16 protein-coding genes are annotated in these 15,654 nt (G+C 67.2%); 6 read left to right on the top strand and 10 right to left on the bottom strand.

The window, feature by feature from the left end; genetic code table 11:
- Positions 1–217: 217 nt before the first annotated feature.
- Entirely contained in the window at positions 218–640 is a 423-nt protein-coding gene (locus ABD210_RS20620) for a PPOX class F420-dependent oxidoreductase (RefSeq protein ID WP_344113449.1), read from the top strand.
- A gap of 118 nt (positions 641–758) precedes the next feature.
- Here the strand turns inward: ABD210_RS20620 and ABD210_RS20615 are convergent, their stop codons facing one another.
- Positions 759–1,670, bottom strand: a complete 912-nt coding sequence (locus ABD210_RS20615) for a LysR family transcriptional regulator (RefSeq protein WP_344113447.1) — start codon at positions 1,668–1,670, stop codon at positions 759–761.
- Between the two features lie 155 nt (positions 1,671–1,825).
- Between ABD210_RS20615 and ligA the strand changes: the two genes are divergently transcribed.
- The 5 genes from ligA (at position 1,826) to ABD210_RS20590 (ending at position 9,007) form a co-directional block, all read left to right on the top strand.
- Positions 1,826–3,823 (top strand): NAD-dependent DNA ligase LigA, encoded by a 1,998-nt coding sequence (ligA, locus tag ABD210_RS20610; RefSeq protein WP_344113446.1) that lies wholly within the window; start codon positions 1,826–1,828, stop codon positions 3,821–3,823.
- Between the two features lie 185 nt (positions 3,824–4,008).
- The gene (locus ABD210_RS20605; RefSeq protein ID WP_344113444.1) at positions 4,009–5,607 is read left to right on the top strand and encodes a DHA2 family efflux MFS transporter permease subunit; all 1,599 of its coding nucleotides are present in this window, start codon (positions 4,009–4,011) and stop codon (positions 5,605–5,607) included.
- A gap of 194 nt (positions 5,608–5,801) precedes the next feature.
- Positions 5,802–6,455 carry a response regulator transcription factor gene (locus ABD210_RS20600; RefSeq protein ID WP_344113443.1) on the top strand — a complete coding sequence of 218 codons (654 nt, stop codon included), beginning with the start codon at positions 5,802–5,804 and terminating at the stop codon, positions 6,453–6,455.
- On the top strand, positions 6,446–7,702 hold the full coding sequence (locus ABD210_RS20595) for an ATP-binding protein (protein WP_344113442.1): 1,257 nt from the start codon (positions 6,446–6,448) through the stop codon (positions 7,700–7,702). Before ABD210_RS20600 ends, ABD210_RS20595 begins: the two co-directional genes overlap by 10 nt.
- Positions 7,703–7,750: 48 nt before the next feature.
- Entirely contained in the window at positions 7,751–9,007 is a 1,257-nt protein-coding gene (locus ABD210_RS20590; protein ID WP_344113441.1) for a COG4705 family protein, read from the top strand.
- A 178-nt stretch (positions 9,008–9,185) separates the two neighbouring features.
- Here ABD210_RS20590 and ABD210_RS20585 read toward each other — a convergent pair whose 3' ends face one another.
- From ABD210_RS20585 to ABD210_RS20545, 9 genes are all read right to left on the bottom strand, one after another.
- The gene (locus ABD210_RS20585) at positions 9,186–9,338 is read right to left on the bottom strand and encodes a hypothetical protein (RefSeq protein ID WP_344113440.1); all 153 of its coding nucleotides are present in this window, start codon (positions 9,336–9,338) and stop codon (positions 9,186–9,188) included.
- A gap of 192 nt (positions 9,339–9,530) precedes the next feature.
- Positions 9,531–10,355, bottom strand: coding sequence for a M55 family metallopeptidase (locus ABD210_RS20580; protein ID WP_344113439.1), 825 nt, complete (start codon positions 10,353–10,355; stop codon positions 9,531–9,533).
- A 27-nt stretch (positions 10,356–10,382) separates the two neighbouring features.
- A complete protein-coding gene (locus tag ABD210_RS20575) occupies positions 10,383–11,144 on the bottom strand; it encodes a carbohydrate deacetylase (protein ID WP_344113438.1) in 762 nt (253 codons plus the stop codon).
- Between the two features lie 121 nt (positions 11,145–11,265).
- Positions 11,266–11,544 (bottom strand): alpha/beta hydrolase, encoded by a 279-nt coding sequence (locus tag ABD210_RS20570; protein WP_344113437.1) that lies wholly within the window; start codon positions 11,542–11,544, stop codon positions 11,266–11,268.
- A gap of 92 nt (positions 11,545–11,636) precedes the next feature.
- Positions 11,637–12,587: an alpha/beta hydrolase gene (locus ABD210_RS20565; RefSeq protein ID WP_344113435.1), complete on the bottom strand. Its 951-nt coding sequence runs from the start codon at positions 12,585–12,587 to the stop codon at positions 11,637–11,639.
- A gap of 296 nt (positions 12,588–12,883) precedes the next feature.
- The gene (locus tag ABD210_RS20560) at positions 12,884–13,510 is read right to left on the bottom strand and encodes a response regulator (protein ID WP_344113434.1); all 627 of its coding nucleotides are present in this window, start codon (positions 13,508–13,510) and stop codon (positions 12,884–12,886) included.
- Positions 13,507–14,145 carry an ATP-binding protein gene (locus ABD210_RS20555; protein WP_344113433.1) on the bottom strand — a complete coding sequence of 213 codons (639 nt, stop codon included), beginning with the start codon at positions 14,143–14,145 and terminating at the stop codon, positions 13,507–13,509. Before ABD210_RS20555 ends, ABD210_RS20560 begins: the two co-directional genes overlap by 4 nt.
- A gap of 46 nt (positions 14,146–14,191) precedes the next feature.
- Complete coding sequence (locus ABD210_RS20550; protein WP_344113432.1) at positions 14,192–14,842, bottom strand: BON domain-containing protein; 651 nt, start codon at positions 14,840–14,842, stop codon at positions 14,192–14,194.
- A 176-nt stretch (positions 14,843–15,018) separates the two neighbouring features.
- Positions 15,019–15,624 carry a PRC-barrel domain-containing protein gene (locus ABD210_RS20545; protein WP_344113431.1) on the bottom strand — a complete coding sequence of 202 codons (606 nt, stop codon included), beginning with the start codon at positions 15,622–15,624 and terminating at the stop codon, positions 15,019–15,021.
- Between the last annotated feature and the right edge of the window lie 30 nt (positions 15,625–15,654).

Below are 15,654 nucleotides of genomic sequence, written 5' to 3'. Positions count from 1 at the left end.
TGGCCTAGCACCCCCTAGCTGCCGACGACTGGTGGTCCGCGTGCAGGCCCGCGGCAGAACGATCGTGACTGTCGCGAGCTGAGCATGTTGGTGGCGCTCCGGGTTGTGGTGCGTCCAGCTGTGGTGGGCCCGCGCGGAGCGAGGGCAGGGGCAGCGCGGGTGCCTGCAGGTGCCGCCCACGTGGAAATCGCAAGATCGAACGAAAGGAAACACGCCAATGGCAACAATGACCGCCGCAGAGTGGCGATCCTTCGTCACAGCGGGAACAAGGCTTGCCCACATAGCCCTCACCCGTGCTGACGGGCGACCCCATGTCACCCCGGTCTGCTTCATCCTCGACGGCGATGAACTCGCCTTCGCCCTATCGCCCGGGAGCGTCAAAGGCAACAGCCTGGCGCACGACAGGCGCATCGCAGTCTGCGTCAGCGACGAGCGGCAACCCTACAGCTTCGTCGCCATCGAAGGACATGCACGAACCTCTGCGGAGCCAGACCAGATCAAACACGTCGCCGCGGGCATCGCCGACCGCTACTACCCCGCTCAACCCGCAGAGGAATTCGCTGAATCATTCGTACAGGAAGGCTTCACCGCAGTTCGCATCAGCATCACCAACGTCATCGCCCGATCCGGCCTCGGCTGACATCTCCCACACCCGAGCCATGGGTGACAGGTGCCTGCATCAACGAATCGACGGCGACCGCCGATCCGAGCATCTCGTAGGCGACGGTGAACACTTGTCGGGCCCGCCAGGAGAAGCCTCAGCTGCTCGTGAGGTCGGCTGAAACCTCGGCGGCGATCTCGGTGGCGATCTCGGTGGCGATCTCGATCGCTCGCACGGCCAGTGGGGACTGGGAAGATGCGGCCGGCCAGTGGAGGTAGATCCCGCGGGTCGGCACCGGGCGTAGTTCGTGGATCGCGAGCCGGTCGTCGGACCGGGCCTCGGCTCCGTGGAGGGCGAGCCGCGGCAGCACCGCCCACCCCAGTCCGGCTCGCACCATCGACAGGATCGTTTCGTTGCCTGGGGAGCGGAAGACGATCCGCGGTCGCGCACCAGCATCGGCGAGGGCCCGGTCCATCCACACCTGGTCGCAGGTTGGATGGCAGCCCACCATCGGTCGGTCATCGAGGTACTTCAGTCGTACCGGGCCGTCAGGAAAGTCGCCGGGTCTGGCCACCAGCAGGTAGGGATCGTCGATCAGCTTGACGTGCTCGAGGTCACCGTCGACTGGTCGGTCGTAGAACAACAGGTCCAGGTCGCCGATCGGCGGATCCGCCGGCACCTCGGAAAGCCTGATCTCGCAGGCGGGGTGCTCGTCACGCAGTCGCCGTACCACCGATGGCAGGATCACGCTGGACACGCTCTGGAACGTGCCGATGTCGATCCGGCCATCGCCGGCCTTGAAACGCTCAACGGCATCGGCGAGTGCATCGGCCCTCGCCAGCAGGTCGCGTCCCTGTTCGAGTACTACGGCGCCGAGCGGCGTGATCCGTACCGGCCTCGGACCGCCCGGCCGCTCGAACAGCGCGCCGCCGACGGACTTCTCCAACGCGGCGATCTGCTGACTGATCGTCGATTGCGTGTAGCCGAGCCGCGCGCCCGCGCGCCCGAACGTGCCCTCCTCGACGATGGCAGCCATCGTCGCCAGGTGCCGCAGTTCCACATCGACCATGAACCCAAAGTATAGGTGAAAGCGATCGACTCGACCGAAGCCAATCGCTTTTCACGATGCGAATGCGATTCTAACGTCAGCCACAGAAGCCCGCCCGAGCACAGGGTCCCCCAGCCAGGGCAGTTTGTCGGGGCTCGCGGGTAGTGTCCTGGGCCGTGGACGTTGGGGAGCGCATTCAGGAGCTTGCTGATCAGATCGTGGTACTGCGCGATGCCTACTACCGAGGTTCGCCGGTAGTGGCCGACGCGGAGTACGACGCGATCGAGGACGAACTGCGGACACTGATCGACGCCAATCCGGAGCTGACGCCCGACCCGAATCCGCTGGAACAGGTCGGTGCGCCCGCAGTGCTGCACGCGCCGATCCGGCACTCGCGGCCGATGCTCTCACTGGAGAAGGCGACCCGCCCAGAACAGGTGGAGGCCTTCTTCAGCCGCTTTCCCGGCCAGTCGGTGGTAGTCATGCCGAAGCTGGACGGACTGTCACTGGCCCTGGTCTACGAGAACGGGAAACTGGCACGAGCGATCACTCGCGGCGACGGGACGACCGGCGATGACGTGACCCCGCTGGTGCGTGCACTCGCCGACGGCGTGCCGGACCGGCTCGACGTACCGGGCCGCATCGAGGTCCGCGGCGAGGCAGTCATGTTGCGCTCCACCTTCGTCACCTACAACACCGCCCACCCGGACAAGCCCCTGATCAACCCGAGGAACGCAGCGGCCGGCACCCTGCGCGCCAAGGACCCGGCCACCGTCGCCGAACGGCGCCTGCAGTTCCTCGCCTTCGACCTGCTCAGCGACCCCGACAACACGGACGCCGATCTGGACCGCGCGCTGCGGACGCTCGGATTCACCGTCGCCGACATGCGGCACTGCGACGACGCCGCCGCGGCGCAGGAGGTCATCACGACCATCGAGCAGCAGCGCAATGACCTGGACTACGACCTGGACGGCGCCGTACTGCGACTGGCCGATCGCGACGCCTTCGCCGCCGCCGGCACCCGGTCCAGCTCGCCGCGCGGCGCGCTGGCGTTCAAGTTCGCCGCCGAGGAGAAGACGACCGTGCTGGCCGACGTGGTCTGGGATGTCGGCAAAACCGGCAAGATCGCGCCGGTTGCCTGGCTGGAGCCCGTCTTCGTCGGCGGTACGACGGTCACCCGCGCGACGCTGGCCAATCAGGAAGTGATCCGCGCCCGCGGCATCAAGATCGGCGACACAGTCCTGGTACGCCGCGCCGGCGACGTGATCCCGTTCGTCGCCGGCGTACTGGACGCCTCCAAGCGCACGGGCGCGGAGCGAGACATCGTGCCGCCGACGGTGTGCCCGTCGTGCGAGCAGCCACTCACCGAGCAGGGCAACAGCCGCGAACTGTTCTGCACCAACGTTGCCTGCCCCGCCCAGACCGTACGGCGGCTGATCCACTGGGCGTCCCGGGCGGCCGCCGACATCGACGCCATCGGCGGCGTCTGGATCGAGCGGCTGGCCGAGGCGGGGATCCTCGAACACCCGTCGGACTTCTACCGGCTGACCAAAGAAGGGCTGCTGGAGTTCGACCGCATCGGCGAGGTCTCGGCTGCCCGCATGATCGACTCGATCGATGCGAGCCGTCAGGTCGGCCTCCGCCGGGCGCTGATCGGGCTCGCGATCCCGATGGCCTCCGAGGGCACCGCGGCCAGAGTGTGCCGAGCGGGATTCGGCTCACTGGAGGAGGTCGCCGACGCAGGCGTCGATGGCCTCGTCGCCGTGGAGGACATCGGGCCGAAGGTTGCCGCCTCGCTGATCGAGCATCTGACCAGGCTGCGGCCCGAGCTCGAGCGGCTCCGCGCGGCGGGCGTCTCGCTGGACGTGCGCGAGGAAGACCTCCCGCCGGTCGTCGCGGCCGGTGCACCGTTGGCAGGCAAAACGGTGGTGGTCACCGGCGCGATCAGCGACCCACGCTCCGGCGAGAAGGTCGCACGCCCAGCCTTCCAACGACTCTGCGAGAAGGCAGGAGCGACCATCGCCTCGTCGGTCTCAGCAAGCACTGACCTCCTCATCACCGGCGCCGACGTCGGCGCCGCCAAACTGACCAAGGCCGAAAAGCTCGGCGTCGCCGTCGTCGACCAGTCCGAGATCTGGCAACAACTCCTGGCCGCCGACCTGCTCGGCCGCTGAGCTCACGCGCACCTCATTCGAAGCCGCCTCGACTTTGGTGCACCCAACTCATAAATCCCGTGGTCGCGCCGCCGGCCGAGGGGCAGGACACACTTCCAGGCTGATGAGAGATTTGTGCTCGTGTCCGCCGACGATTGGCGCGTAGTGTCTGCAGGGACGCGATTCGTTCCGAGGGGGGACCGACCGTGAGCCAGCCAGCCACCCAATCCGACTACCCCGACCACATCGATGCCGCCGTTCTGAAGATCGCCGGTGTCGTGGTGTTGGGGGCGATCATGTCGATCCTCGACATCACCGTGGTCAACGTCGCTCTGCCGACCTTCCAGGACGAGTTCGGCTCGCCCGAGAGCCCGGTCGCCTACTCCACCGTCGCCTGGACGGTCACGGCGTACACGCTCGCGCTCGCGACCGTGATTCCGCTGACCGGATGGGCAGCCGACCGCTTCGGCACCAAGCGGCTCTACATGACCGCGATCTTTCTCTTCACCGCCGGGTCCGCCCTGTGTGCTACCGCGTCGAGCATCGACACACTCATCGGTTTCCGCGTCCTGCAGGGGCTGGGCGGCGGCATGCTGATGCCGCTGGGCATGACCATCATGACCCGAGCCGCCGGACCACACCGGATGGGCCGGCTGATGGCCATCCTCGGCGTACCCATGCTGCTCGGCCCGATCCTGGGACCGATCCTGGGCGGTTGGCTGATCCAGGTGGCCAGCTGGCACTGGATCTTCCTCATCAACGTGCCGCTTGGCGCGATCGCGCTGGTCTACGCCTGGTCCGCCCTGGCCAAGGACAACCCGCAGCGGTCGGAGTCGCTCGACCTCCTCGGAGTGGCGCTGATGTCCCCCGGACTCGCGTTGTTCCTCTTCGGCGTCTCCTCGCTGCCGGTTGAGAACGGTGACTTCGGTGCGCCGCGGGTCTGGGTCTCGATGCTGGCCGGGGCGCTGCTGATGGCGACCTTCGTCTGGCACTCCTTCCGGCCGGAGCACCCGCTGCTCGACCTCCGGCTGTTCCGCAACCGCAACCTCACCGTCTCGATCGTCACGATGTTCTTGTTCGCCGCCGCGTTCTTCGGTGGGCTACTCCTCGTGCCGACCTACTTCCAGCAGATCCGCGGTGAGTCCACACTGCACGCGGGCCTGCTGGTGGCGCCGCAGGGGCTCGGCGCCATGGTGACCATGCCGATCGCCGGGAGGCTGGTCGACAAGGTGCCGGTGGGCCGGATCGTGCCCGTCGGGATCGCGCTGATCGTCGTCGGCATGTTCGGACTGACCCAGATCACCTCGACCACGCCGTACCTCCTGATCATCGGGATGCTGGTCGTGATGGGCTTCGGGATGGGGGCCACGATGATGCCGCTGTTCACCTCGGCGCTCAGGACCCTCTCCGGCGCTCAGGTCGCGCGCGGCTCGACCCTGCTCAACATCAGCCAGCAGATCGCCTCGTCCTGCGGGGTCGCGACGATGGCGGTCATCCTCACCAATCAGCTCAACAACTCGCCGATCATCCCTGGTACGCAGCGCGTCCCCGGGCTGGGCAACGGGCTCCGCGAGACCCAAGCGGCCATCCTGTCCAACACCCGGCCGGAGAGCCTTGCCCCGCTCCACATCGACCCCGCCGCCATCGCTCGCGGGCTGGTCGACGCCGCCACGGCGTTTTCACACACCTACTGGGTCGCCTGGGTGCTGGTGGTTCTCACCCTGGTACCGGCCCTGATGCTCCCCCGCAAACACGAGGAGACACGCCTCGTCGACGAAGGCGCGCCGCCCGCGGTGGTCGACTGACCCTTGCGCCCTGCCTGAGCCCACAACCAGCAAATGTGGACGGTTGCGCTCGCCTGAAGGACCAGCTGCCGATCCCGATTCTGGTCGAAATGATCTATCCAGCGCGCCCGGCGGCGTCCGTTGTGTGCGTTGCGTGACGCCTCGATGCCGGTCGGTCCGGGGGGCGAGGCCGGTGGGCCAGTACGGTTCTCGGTATGGCCAGGGTCGCAGTCTGTGAGGATGACCGCGCGTTGCGCGGGTTGCTGCGGCGAGCCCTGGAGAGCGACGGCCACTCGGTCGTTGCCACGGCGAAAGGCTCCGATCTTCTCGCCCGGCTTGACCCGACCCCCCATGTCGTGATTCTCGACATCGGTCTGCCCGACGCCGACGGCCGGGACGTCTGCCTGGCATTACGCGCGCATGGGGTGGACGCTCCGGTGCTCATGCTCACCGCGCTGGGCGGCATGCACCACAAGGTCAGCGGCTTCGAAGCCGGGGCCGACGACTATCTCACCAAACCGTTCGACATCCCGGAGTTGCTGGTGCGGATTCGCGCTCTGCTGCGCCGGACCACGGTCGCTGTCACCGTCGACGAGGTGGTGCTCGACCCGACCAGCCACGAAGTCCGCCGGGGCGGGGCCGCTGCGGCGCTGACGCCGACCGAGTTCCGGCTGCTTGGCCGACTGATCTCCGTCCCCGGGGAGGTCGTACGCCGTCATGCTCTGCTGGCTGCGGGCTGGCCGCACGGAGCTTATGTCAGCGAGAACACACTGGATTCCTACCTGCGGCGACTTCGCGTGAAGCTCGACCGGCTGGGGATCGCCGACCGGGTCGCGACCGTGCGTGGGGTCGGCTACCGATGGGACTGACCGGTCTCCGGGGTCGGATCGTCTCGCTCGCGGTCCTGACCGCGACATTGGTCGTCGCCGTACTCGTGGTGCTCAGCCATGTGCTGCTCACCCGGGCGACGGAAACGGACACCCGAACGCTGGCGCGCACACGGGCCGAGGCTGTCGCAGCGACGGTCCAGCTTGACAACGGGACAGTGAGGCTCGTCGAGGGCACCGGCGATGCCTTCGACGCTGTCGCCTGGGTCTTTGCCGACGGTCATCTCATCGACGGAGTTCGTCACTCCACCGTGGCCGAGGTCGTCGACCAGCTGGGCACAGCCGGCCGGGACGAGTTCCGGACGACGAGTCGCTACCTGCTGTACGCCGTACCGCTGCCGGTGCAGGGGCACCGCGTCACCATCGTCGTGACCGTGGACCTCGCGCCGTACGAACACTCGGAGCAGCGCAGCATGATGATGTCACTCGTGCTCGGCGCTCTCGCCGTCGCGCTCGCAGGCTTCGTCGCCTACCTTGGTGTCAGCCGAGCCTTGCGCGTCGTCCACCTGATGTCCGCCCTCGCCGACGAGTGGGGGAACCACGACCCGGGCCGCCGCTTCGGTCTGGGACCCGCCCGCGACGAGCTCGGCGAGCTGGCCAAGACCTTCGATCGGCTCCTTGACCGGGTCTCGGACACCATCGCCGACGAGCGGCGGCTGACCGACGAGATCGCCCACGAGCTGCGTACGCCGATGTCCGTACTGCGCGGTGAGGCTCAACTGGCCGAGCTCTCGGGAACCCAGGTCGACCCGCAGCTCGTCCTCGCCGAGACGGACCGGCTCAGCACCGCGGTGAGTACGATCCTCGATGCCGCCCGGTCGCGCATGCGCGGAGAGGCGTCCTGCCGGCTGGCGGCTGTGCTGCGACAGGTTTCCGAGGGCCGCGAGGTGCAGATCGACACCCCACCCGACATCGAGGTGGCCGTCCGCGCTGACGTGGTCGCAGCCGTCTTGGCCCCCCTGCTGGACAACGCGACCCGGCACGCGAGAACGACTGTGTCCCTCCAGGCAGAGGAAGCCGGCGACAGTGTCCTCGTCCATGTCCTTGACGACGGGCCGGGCTTCGGCCCGGACGATCTCGAACGCGTCTTCGCGCCCGGTCACAGCGGCACGGACGGGCACGGGCTCGGCCTCGCCGTGGTCCGCCGGATCGCGACCGCGACCGGCCTCGGCGTACGGGCGGTGGCCGACGGTAGCGGACACGTCGAAGTCCGGTTCCCACGGGCCTGACGGCGGCAGTCAGGTTGCGTGCAGGTGCTCCGCGCAAGGGTGACCGGCATGACAACCAATACCGCATCCCGTACAGCCGCACCCCGGGTGCTGCTGAACAAGGTGCCTGAGGTCACTATCTGGTTCTGGCTCATCAAGATCCTCTGCACAACCGTCGGGGAGAGCTTCGCCGACTGGATCAACATGCAGCTAGGCGTCGGACTGATCGCTACCGCGATCATCTTCACCGTGGTCTTCGCCATAGTCCTGGGCTGGCAGCTGAGCACATCCCGGTACAAGCCGGCCGCCTACTGGCTCACCGTCGTGGTCGTCAGCGTCACCGGCACGCTCTACACCGACATCCTCACCGACCAGCTCGGCGTGCCTCTATGGATCAGTACCACTGTGTTCGCCCTGGCACTTGCTGTCGTGTTCGGCATCTGGTGGGCCCGCGAACGGACTCTCTCCATCCACAGCATCGTCAGCCGGCCCCGCGAGAGCTTCTACTGGCTGGCCGTCCTGGTCACGTTCGCGCTCGGTACCGCGAGCGGCGACTGGACCCTCGAGCTGACCGGCTGGAGCCCTGGCGTGTCGGTTCTCCTTCCGCTCGCGCTGATCGCGATCATCGTCGGCTGCTGGCGACTGGGCGCGAATCCCGTCCTGGCCTTCTGGCTGGTGTACATCCTCACCCGTCCGCTGGGCGCGAACCTGGGCGACTGGCTGGCCGCTCCCAAGGTCCCCGACCAGGGCCTCGGCCTCGGGACGCTGGTCACCAGCATCATCTTCCTGAGCGCGATCCTGGCGACGGTCGTCTACCTGACCCTGACGAAGACCGACGTCATCGAGGGGCACCAGCACCGCGAACGGACGGCGAAGTACCACCAGCCGCGCCGCGAATGGCCACTGGTCGGCGTCATGACAGCCGCCGCCATCGCGGCCGGCATCCTGCTGAGCTGGGCGTCCGCACAGCCGCACGCGAACGCGGCGGCCGAGGGCGAGGGCCCGAACCCGGCGGAGGCGAACGTCCATATGACCTCGGCGCAGGCGACAGCGAAGTTCCCCAAGCCTGACGTAGCTCGGTTCCGCACCTTGATCCGCGGCATGGACGCCGACCTCGTCAAGGGCGACCAGGCCGGGCTGAGCAGCGCCGTCGACGCATACGAGAAGGCGTGGGACGACGACCAGCCGAAACTCGAGAAGCTCGATGGGAAGGCCTGGGGCTTCATCGACAGCCAGAACGACGCGCTCTTCACCTCGGTCCGGGGCACCAAGGATCCGGCCGCCGAGAAGAAGGCGGTCCAGGCACTGCTGAAGACGCTGGGCTGATCCGACAAGTGCCGTTCCCGCGGGTATCCCGGGAACGGCACTTCGTTGCACCGTCCCCCAAAGTGCCCTGAGCCAGTGGTCGGGTCAGGGGATTCCACGGCAGCGACCAGGGTTCTGATCGCGCAGCATGGAGCGACGACACCATCCAGGTGCTGGTGTTCAAGAGCGAGGACCCCGATTACTTCCGGATTGTCGTGGCAGCGGCGATGCCGCGAGCTTCGATCACCCGGACGGTGTTGTGGAAGGCCGAGCCCAAGACGCGCTTGCCGAAGAAGGCGAAGACGAACGCGAGCAAGCGGCCCTTGAGGTTCTTGCCGTCGCGCACAATCACGACGTCGATCTCGGTCGCGCCGTCCGCCCGCCGCGTAGCCGGGTCCCTGGGCGTGCACCCTTGAGGTAGTCGTCGTGGCTGTTGGCGAAGAGCTCCGAGCGACCAGGCCCGAAGTCCGTGAGCCCGGCAACGAACTGCTCGGGCGTCGAGGTGGTTACCTCGGTGCGGGCGTGGCGACCAAGCCGGCCTGGATCATTCGCTCACGCCTCTGCTCAGCATCACGGCAGCGATGAACGTGCGGAACAGTTGAAGTGGGTCGTCATTGCGCATGGCAACGACCTTCTCGTCTTGTCGCTCGACGCCCCGCAGTGCGCACGCCAGTTCCGCTAGCGCACGGTTGTGGAACCGGACGGTCAGCTCGGCCGGCAGCGTAATGTCCGGCAGCTGGAAGTCGGTCACCCGGTTCAGTGCGCGTTGCGCGCCCTCCCGGATCAGCTCACGTGCCACGTCTGGATGCAGGGACAGGGCGGCATTGTGCGAGACCGATTCCTTGACGACGACCGCCTCGACATCGGGACAGAACGGCTGCGCCTCGTCGATCGTCAACCGGTCGCCCGAAATGAGTACCACCGGAACCCCGTGGGCGAGAGCCACCAGCGCGTTGACCCCTGCCTCGCCGGCGATCGCGCCGTTGAGGCGGACTTCGGCGATGGCCCGGGGGTTGTACGTGTGGTAGAGGACCGACGACGTGGAGTTCGCCGACCCGTGGTAGGAGACGAAGAAGGCCGCGTCGAAGGAATCATCGAGGCCTTCCATCATGTACAGAGGCTTGTGCCGGCCGGACAGGTAGCTCGCGCGGCCATGGAGCTCGTCCGGGCGAAGATTCTGCATCGTCGAATGTGAGTCGTTGACCAGGAACTCGGTCGCGCCCGCAGCAAGTGCGCCGTCGATCGCGGCGTTGACCTCCGCCTGCAGCTGACCCCGGTAGTACTCGTACTCCTGGCCCGGACCGCGGCACTGACTCCAGTCGACGACCCCGGCGGTTCCCTCCATGTCAGTCGACAAGAAGACCTTCACAGCTGACTCCTCCTCTGCATCTACGGCTCAGTCGGTGAACGCGTCGCGCATCGCTACCAGGTCGATGCCTCGCTCCTCGATCGTCTTGCGGATCTCGGAGTCGGTCACGATGTCCTGGTCCCCGAGCCGGTATTCCTCGGCCCATCGGTAGGTCTCGGTGCCGGGCGCGGTCAGCGCAGCGAGTTCCGGTCCCGCGACGGCGCAGTGCGTGACCAACAGGTGTACGCCTGGCGTCAGGCCGGCGATGTAGGCGAGCATCCAGGGCTTCTTGGCAGACCCTTCCCGGTCGCTCAGAGTCTCGATCGAGGCGAACCGTCGCGACTCCACGGGGCCGTAGATGTATGGCTTGCCGACGGCGTTCGAGATCTCGGCGTACGCCTCCGGGGCGCTCTCGCCCATATGGACGTCCAGGTAGTCGATAGTGAGCCCCTCCGCGGCGAATTTCGCCGCCTGAGCCGACAATTCGCGGACGGCGTCGACCCGTGTGACTGAGGCCCGGGCCTCAGCGACCGTCCGGAAGAACGTTCCATCATCACCCACCAGCGAGCGTCCGTCGGTCAGCGGCCGCCAACGCAGAAAATCCCACTCGCAGGTCAGGGTCTGATGTACCCCGAGCGGAATTCCGGACTCTCGCGCCAGTGCCGCGGCCTCGGTGAACCAGGGGCACGCGGCCATGGTGGACGCCTGCGTCAGGATCCCCTCCCGAAACGCCTGCATGGTGCCGACATTGACGGCATGACACATGCCGAAGTCGTCACCTTGAACGATCAGCCTGATATCACCAGCCACGCCCACTCCTCCGATCAGCGGAACCGGAAGACGACCGTACCTCGGGGCGACGGCCAACTCGTGCCGCGCCCAGATCGCAGACCTCCAGTCCCACCAGTGACTCGGTGGGGGCGTCTCGCGGTTAGAGGGACTTGCCGAGATGGTTCGTGGAGAAGTCGGTCAGCTTGGCCACCGCGGGTGCGACGTACTCGTCCTTGTCGTACGTGTCGTTGTGTGTGGCGCCGTCGATCCAGACCAGCTCCTTCGGGCCGCCTGCCTTCTGGAAGGCCTCGACGCTCATCCAGGAGGTGACGGCCTCCCGTCCGACGATCATCAACAGCGGCCGCGGCGCGATCAGGTCGACCGCGCGGAACGCGTCGAAGGTGACGACGTACTCGAAGGGACCGATGGCCACCGACATCGCACAACTGATGCCAACGCTCGGTCACGGAAGAGCGTTGCTACTGACAACGGAATGACGGAGATCCCACGCCCGGCGGCGAGCGCGGCGGCTCAGCGAACCGTCTGGGTGAGGCGGGTGCGAAGGAAATCAACTACGCGATCCATCAGCTCGGTGCTGTTCCACATCTCCGGATTGTCTGACAGCTCGCCGTGCCCGCCGCCCTCGAGGACATAGCGGGTGCTGTCGACTCCGGCCGCTCGCAGTGCCTGGTGAAGGCGAGCCGTCTGGGTTGGCGCGATGATGCGGTCGTCATCGCCGTGCAGGATCAGGAAGGGCGGGGTTCGGGCGGTGACGCGGCTGGCCGGGTCGGCTCGGCGGATCTCTTCGGGATGATCCGCCGGCGAGCGGCCCGGCCCCAGAATGTACGCCGGAACGGCGGATGTGGGACCCGTGTAAGCGGCTACGGTCGCCGGGTCGAATCCTGCGGCGACTTCGGCGAGGTTTGACGCGCCGAAGAGGTCGACCACAGCGTTGATCCTGTTGTCCGGTTCGGTCGCGGCCATGGCAGCCATATAGCCGCCGGCTGATTCACCCCAGACCGCGACCCGGCCAGGGTCGATGCCGTACTCGGCAGCGTGTTCGCGCAGGAACTGCAGCGCGGCAGCGACATCGATGAGCCCGTCGCGGTAGGTGGCGCCGACGCTGGTGGTGCGGTAGTCGATGCTGGCGACAACGAATCCGGCGTCCGCGACATAGCGGCGCGGCTTGGCCGCCATCCCTCGACGCGCAGACACGAATCCACCACCGGGCAGGTAGAGCACCAGCGGGTGCGGACCCCGTCCTTGCGGTGTGAGGACGTCCATCCGCAGCTTGCGGGAGTGATCGGCGTACGCAATGCGCTTGTGGGAGCGGCTACCGCGGCTGGGGCTGATCTGCGCGCGGGGATCCGGTTCGATGACGACGCTGTCCGGGTCGTTGTCGGGGGCCGCGATGCTGGACAGGCGGATCGGCTGACCGCGCAGCGCGGCGAGGGCGGTGATGACCCGCATGGTGAAGTTCACGTCAGTGTCCTTTCGACGAGTGGTCGCCACGGACGCGCCCAGATCGGCGAGACAGCGGCCCCCTGGGCAGCGAGCAAGCACACGGCCATGACGTTCAGAGTGCCACCACTGAGCGGCGTTCGAAGCGAACACGAGCCCGTGCCGAATGGCCGACAACCCCAAGCCGTCGTGGAAGTCATAGCTGGACCCGCCGATGGAGAGGAACATCGCGACAGCGGCGAATCCCAACATGAGGGTATAGCCAGTGGAGGCCGAATCGCGCAGTCCAAGAGATCTTGCTGACTTGTCGGGATAGGTCAGCTTGCTCCGATCAGGCCGTGTGCGAGTGCGAACAGAACAAGTTCGGCTCTGGTCTCCAACTCGAGTTTTCGCATCAGGTGGGCTCGGTGTGTGTCGACTGTGCGCACCGAGATGTGGAGCTTCCTGCCGATCTCCTGATTCGTATGGCCGAGGGCGAGCAGGTAGAGCACGTCGCGCTCGCGGTCAGAGATCGGCTCGAGTGCCGGTATGCCGTCGGCGACCACCAGTTGGGCGCCGAGATCGGGATCGACGTAGCGCTCACCGGCCGCGATGCGGTGAATCGCCTCGATCAACTCGGTGTCGGACGCTCGTTTGGGTACATAGCCGTGGGCGCCGGCGGCCAGGGCCCGCCGTACGGACGTCGGCTGAGCCAATGACGAGACGACAAGGATCCTCGTCGACGGAGCTTCCTTGAGGAGGTCCGGTATGGCGTCGGACCCGCTCCGCCGCGGCAGCACCAGGTCCAGCAGGACGACATCGGGTTGCAGTGTGCGTGCCGCTTGGATGGCCTGCCGGACAGTTCCCGCCTCGCCGACAGGCGTCAGGTCGGGCTCGCGATCGAGTCGGGTCCGCAGCGACGAACGGATCAGCCCATGATCGTCGACGAGCAAGATCCTGATCATCCGCTGCGCCCGATGCTGACCATGGCGCGAGCTCCTCCGACAGTCCGGGGTTCGAGCTCGATGACGCCGTCGAATCGGGCGACCAACCGACGGCACAAGGTGAGACCGAGCCGCGTGCCGGTCGCGTAGCCCCTGCTCGCGCCCGGCCCTACCCCGTCGTCCTCGACGACGAGGATACTGCGGTCGCGCTGCACTCGGGACCAGACATGAAGGCGGCGTGCACCGGCTGCCGCGGCATTGGCCACGAGATTCCTGAGCACAAGCCGGAGAACGCCTGCCGGGATCGGCAGGTCATCGACCGGCCCCATGATGACCTCGATCCGGTGTCTGCTGTCGGCGACGGCTTGCCGTACGCAGTCCACCGTCAGTGCGGTGCTGTGGCCGGGATCCCCTTCGGCGTGCACCGCCTCCAGGATGGAGTCGACCAGCTCGATCGCATGGTTCACACCCAGGCGCAGGTCATCGCTGTGGAGGGCGGAGAGGAGCGACGACTTGACCTCGTGCGCAACCAGGGCCGCATGATCCTCGAGTGCCTCGGTCGTCCGGGCAAGCCGGACAGCGTGCTCCGCCAGACGCTCGGCGGTGGCGCATGGACGCCGGGCCGTGGTGACGGCCCCCAGTGGGAGTCTCTGCAAGGGGCAATGTTGATCGAGTGTCGTGGTCGGTTCCCTGTCGATCATGTCAGTACGAGACGGCCAGCCGGTCGTTGACGTTGGTTACGCCGGGGGCAGCCCAGGCAGCCGCGAGGGCCGCGTCGTGCTCCGACCAAGACCGCACACTGCCGCTGAGGGTCACCGTTCCGTCCGAGGCTGCCACGGTGAGATCGTCAGCATCGATCTTGGCGTCACGCTTGAACGCCTTCTGGATGGCGTCCGAGACCCCGCTGATCGTGCGGCCGGCACCGCCCACCAGGATCTCGTTGCCGACGCCGGTCACGCCGAGAATGTTGCCGGCGACGAACGTCGCCTCGTCACGCTGGTACTGCCAGTCGACCGTGCCGGACAAGGTGACGTACCCGTCCTCGACCGTGGCGTCGACCGTGGTCGGGATCAGAGAGTCGAGCAGCAACGCCTGCAGGACATCGCCGCGCAGGTCGGCATCGGCGCGCCGGCCATTGGTGAGGATCCGTACCGTCAGGTCGTTCTCGACGTACACGACGCCGTGGACACGTTCCGCGGCCTTCTTGGCGTCCCGCTTCTGCCGGAAGCTGCCGACGGTCCCGCGGAGCATGATCGTTCCGTCGTCCGCGGACACCGCGATCTCCTCGCTGTCCACCTTCGGGTCCCAGAACAGTTCGTCCTTGACGCTCAGGGCCAATGCCTCGTCGGTCATGTCTACTCCTCAGGATGGGGACCTTGGCCAGACGCTTCGGCCTGGCAGGCGCTGATGATCACCACGCTAACCGCGGGTCCCGCGGAGGACTGTGTTCTCCGTGCACTGCCCCTTGCTGCCCGTGCCGAGTTGACTGGCCTCTTGTCTGCCTGCCGATTCCGCGGAGCCCATCCCCGTCAGATACTCGGTCGACTCTTCGTCTCCAGGGGTTGATGACTCGCGCCGAGGGCACCCCACTCGTAGACCCGTCCAGCGGCGACCCTCCGCCTCATCCAGGAAGTCCCGACGCGGCGGAGGAGGGTGCGGATGCTGACGTCGGCGCCGACCAGGCGGATCTCGTCGATCCTGCACTCCAGGACAAGATCGGACACCCGCACGGTCGTGACTCCATCGGCGGCCAGAATCCGGCGATCGAGCAGGTCGCCGGCCAAGGCGACCACTCTGTCCTGGTTGGGGAGCGGGTGCGGCTGGAGACCGAAGGAGGTGAGATACACCTCCCACCGGCAGATGCCCGCGATGGCCGTGTAGGGGATGAAGACGACGTCGCGGCGGGTACGGACGAGGATGCCATGCAGCGGCGGGTACTCACCGTCATTGCCTAAGGCAACGATCAGGTCATGCACCCGGCCGACGCGATTGCCTCTGCGGTCATAGACCGAGCGTCCGACCAGACCGGCGAGAGACACCAGGATGGAGTGGGGCTGGGCCGGCAGCCGCTGGTTGAATGCCGGCTTTCGCCGCCCGAAGCGACGCGGAACCGGACGGCCTGGGATCGAGGTCATGAACACCACCCGGAAGAGAGCACGGACGCA

The organism is Kribbella alba (genome assembly GCF_039529635.1).
Taxonomy (GTDB): domain Bacteria; phylum Actinomycetota; class Actinomycetes; order Propionibacteriales; family Kribbellaceae; genus Kribbella; species Kribbella alba.
This window is presented reverse-complemented; position numbering and strand designations above follow the sequence as displayed.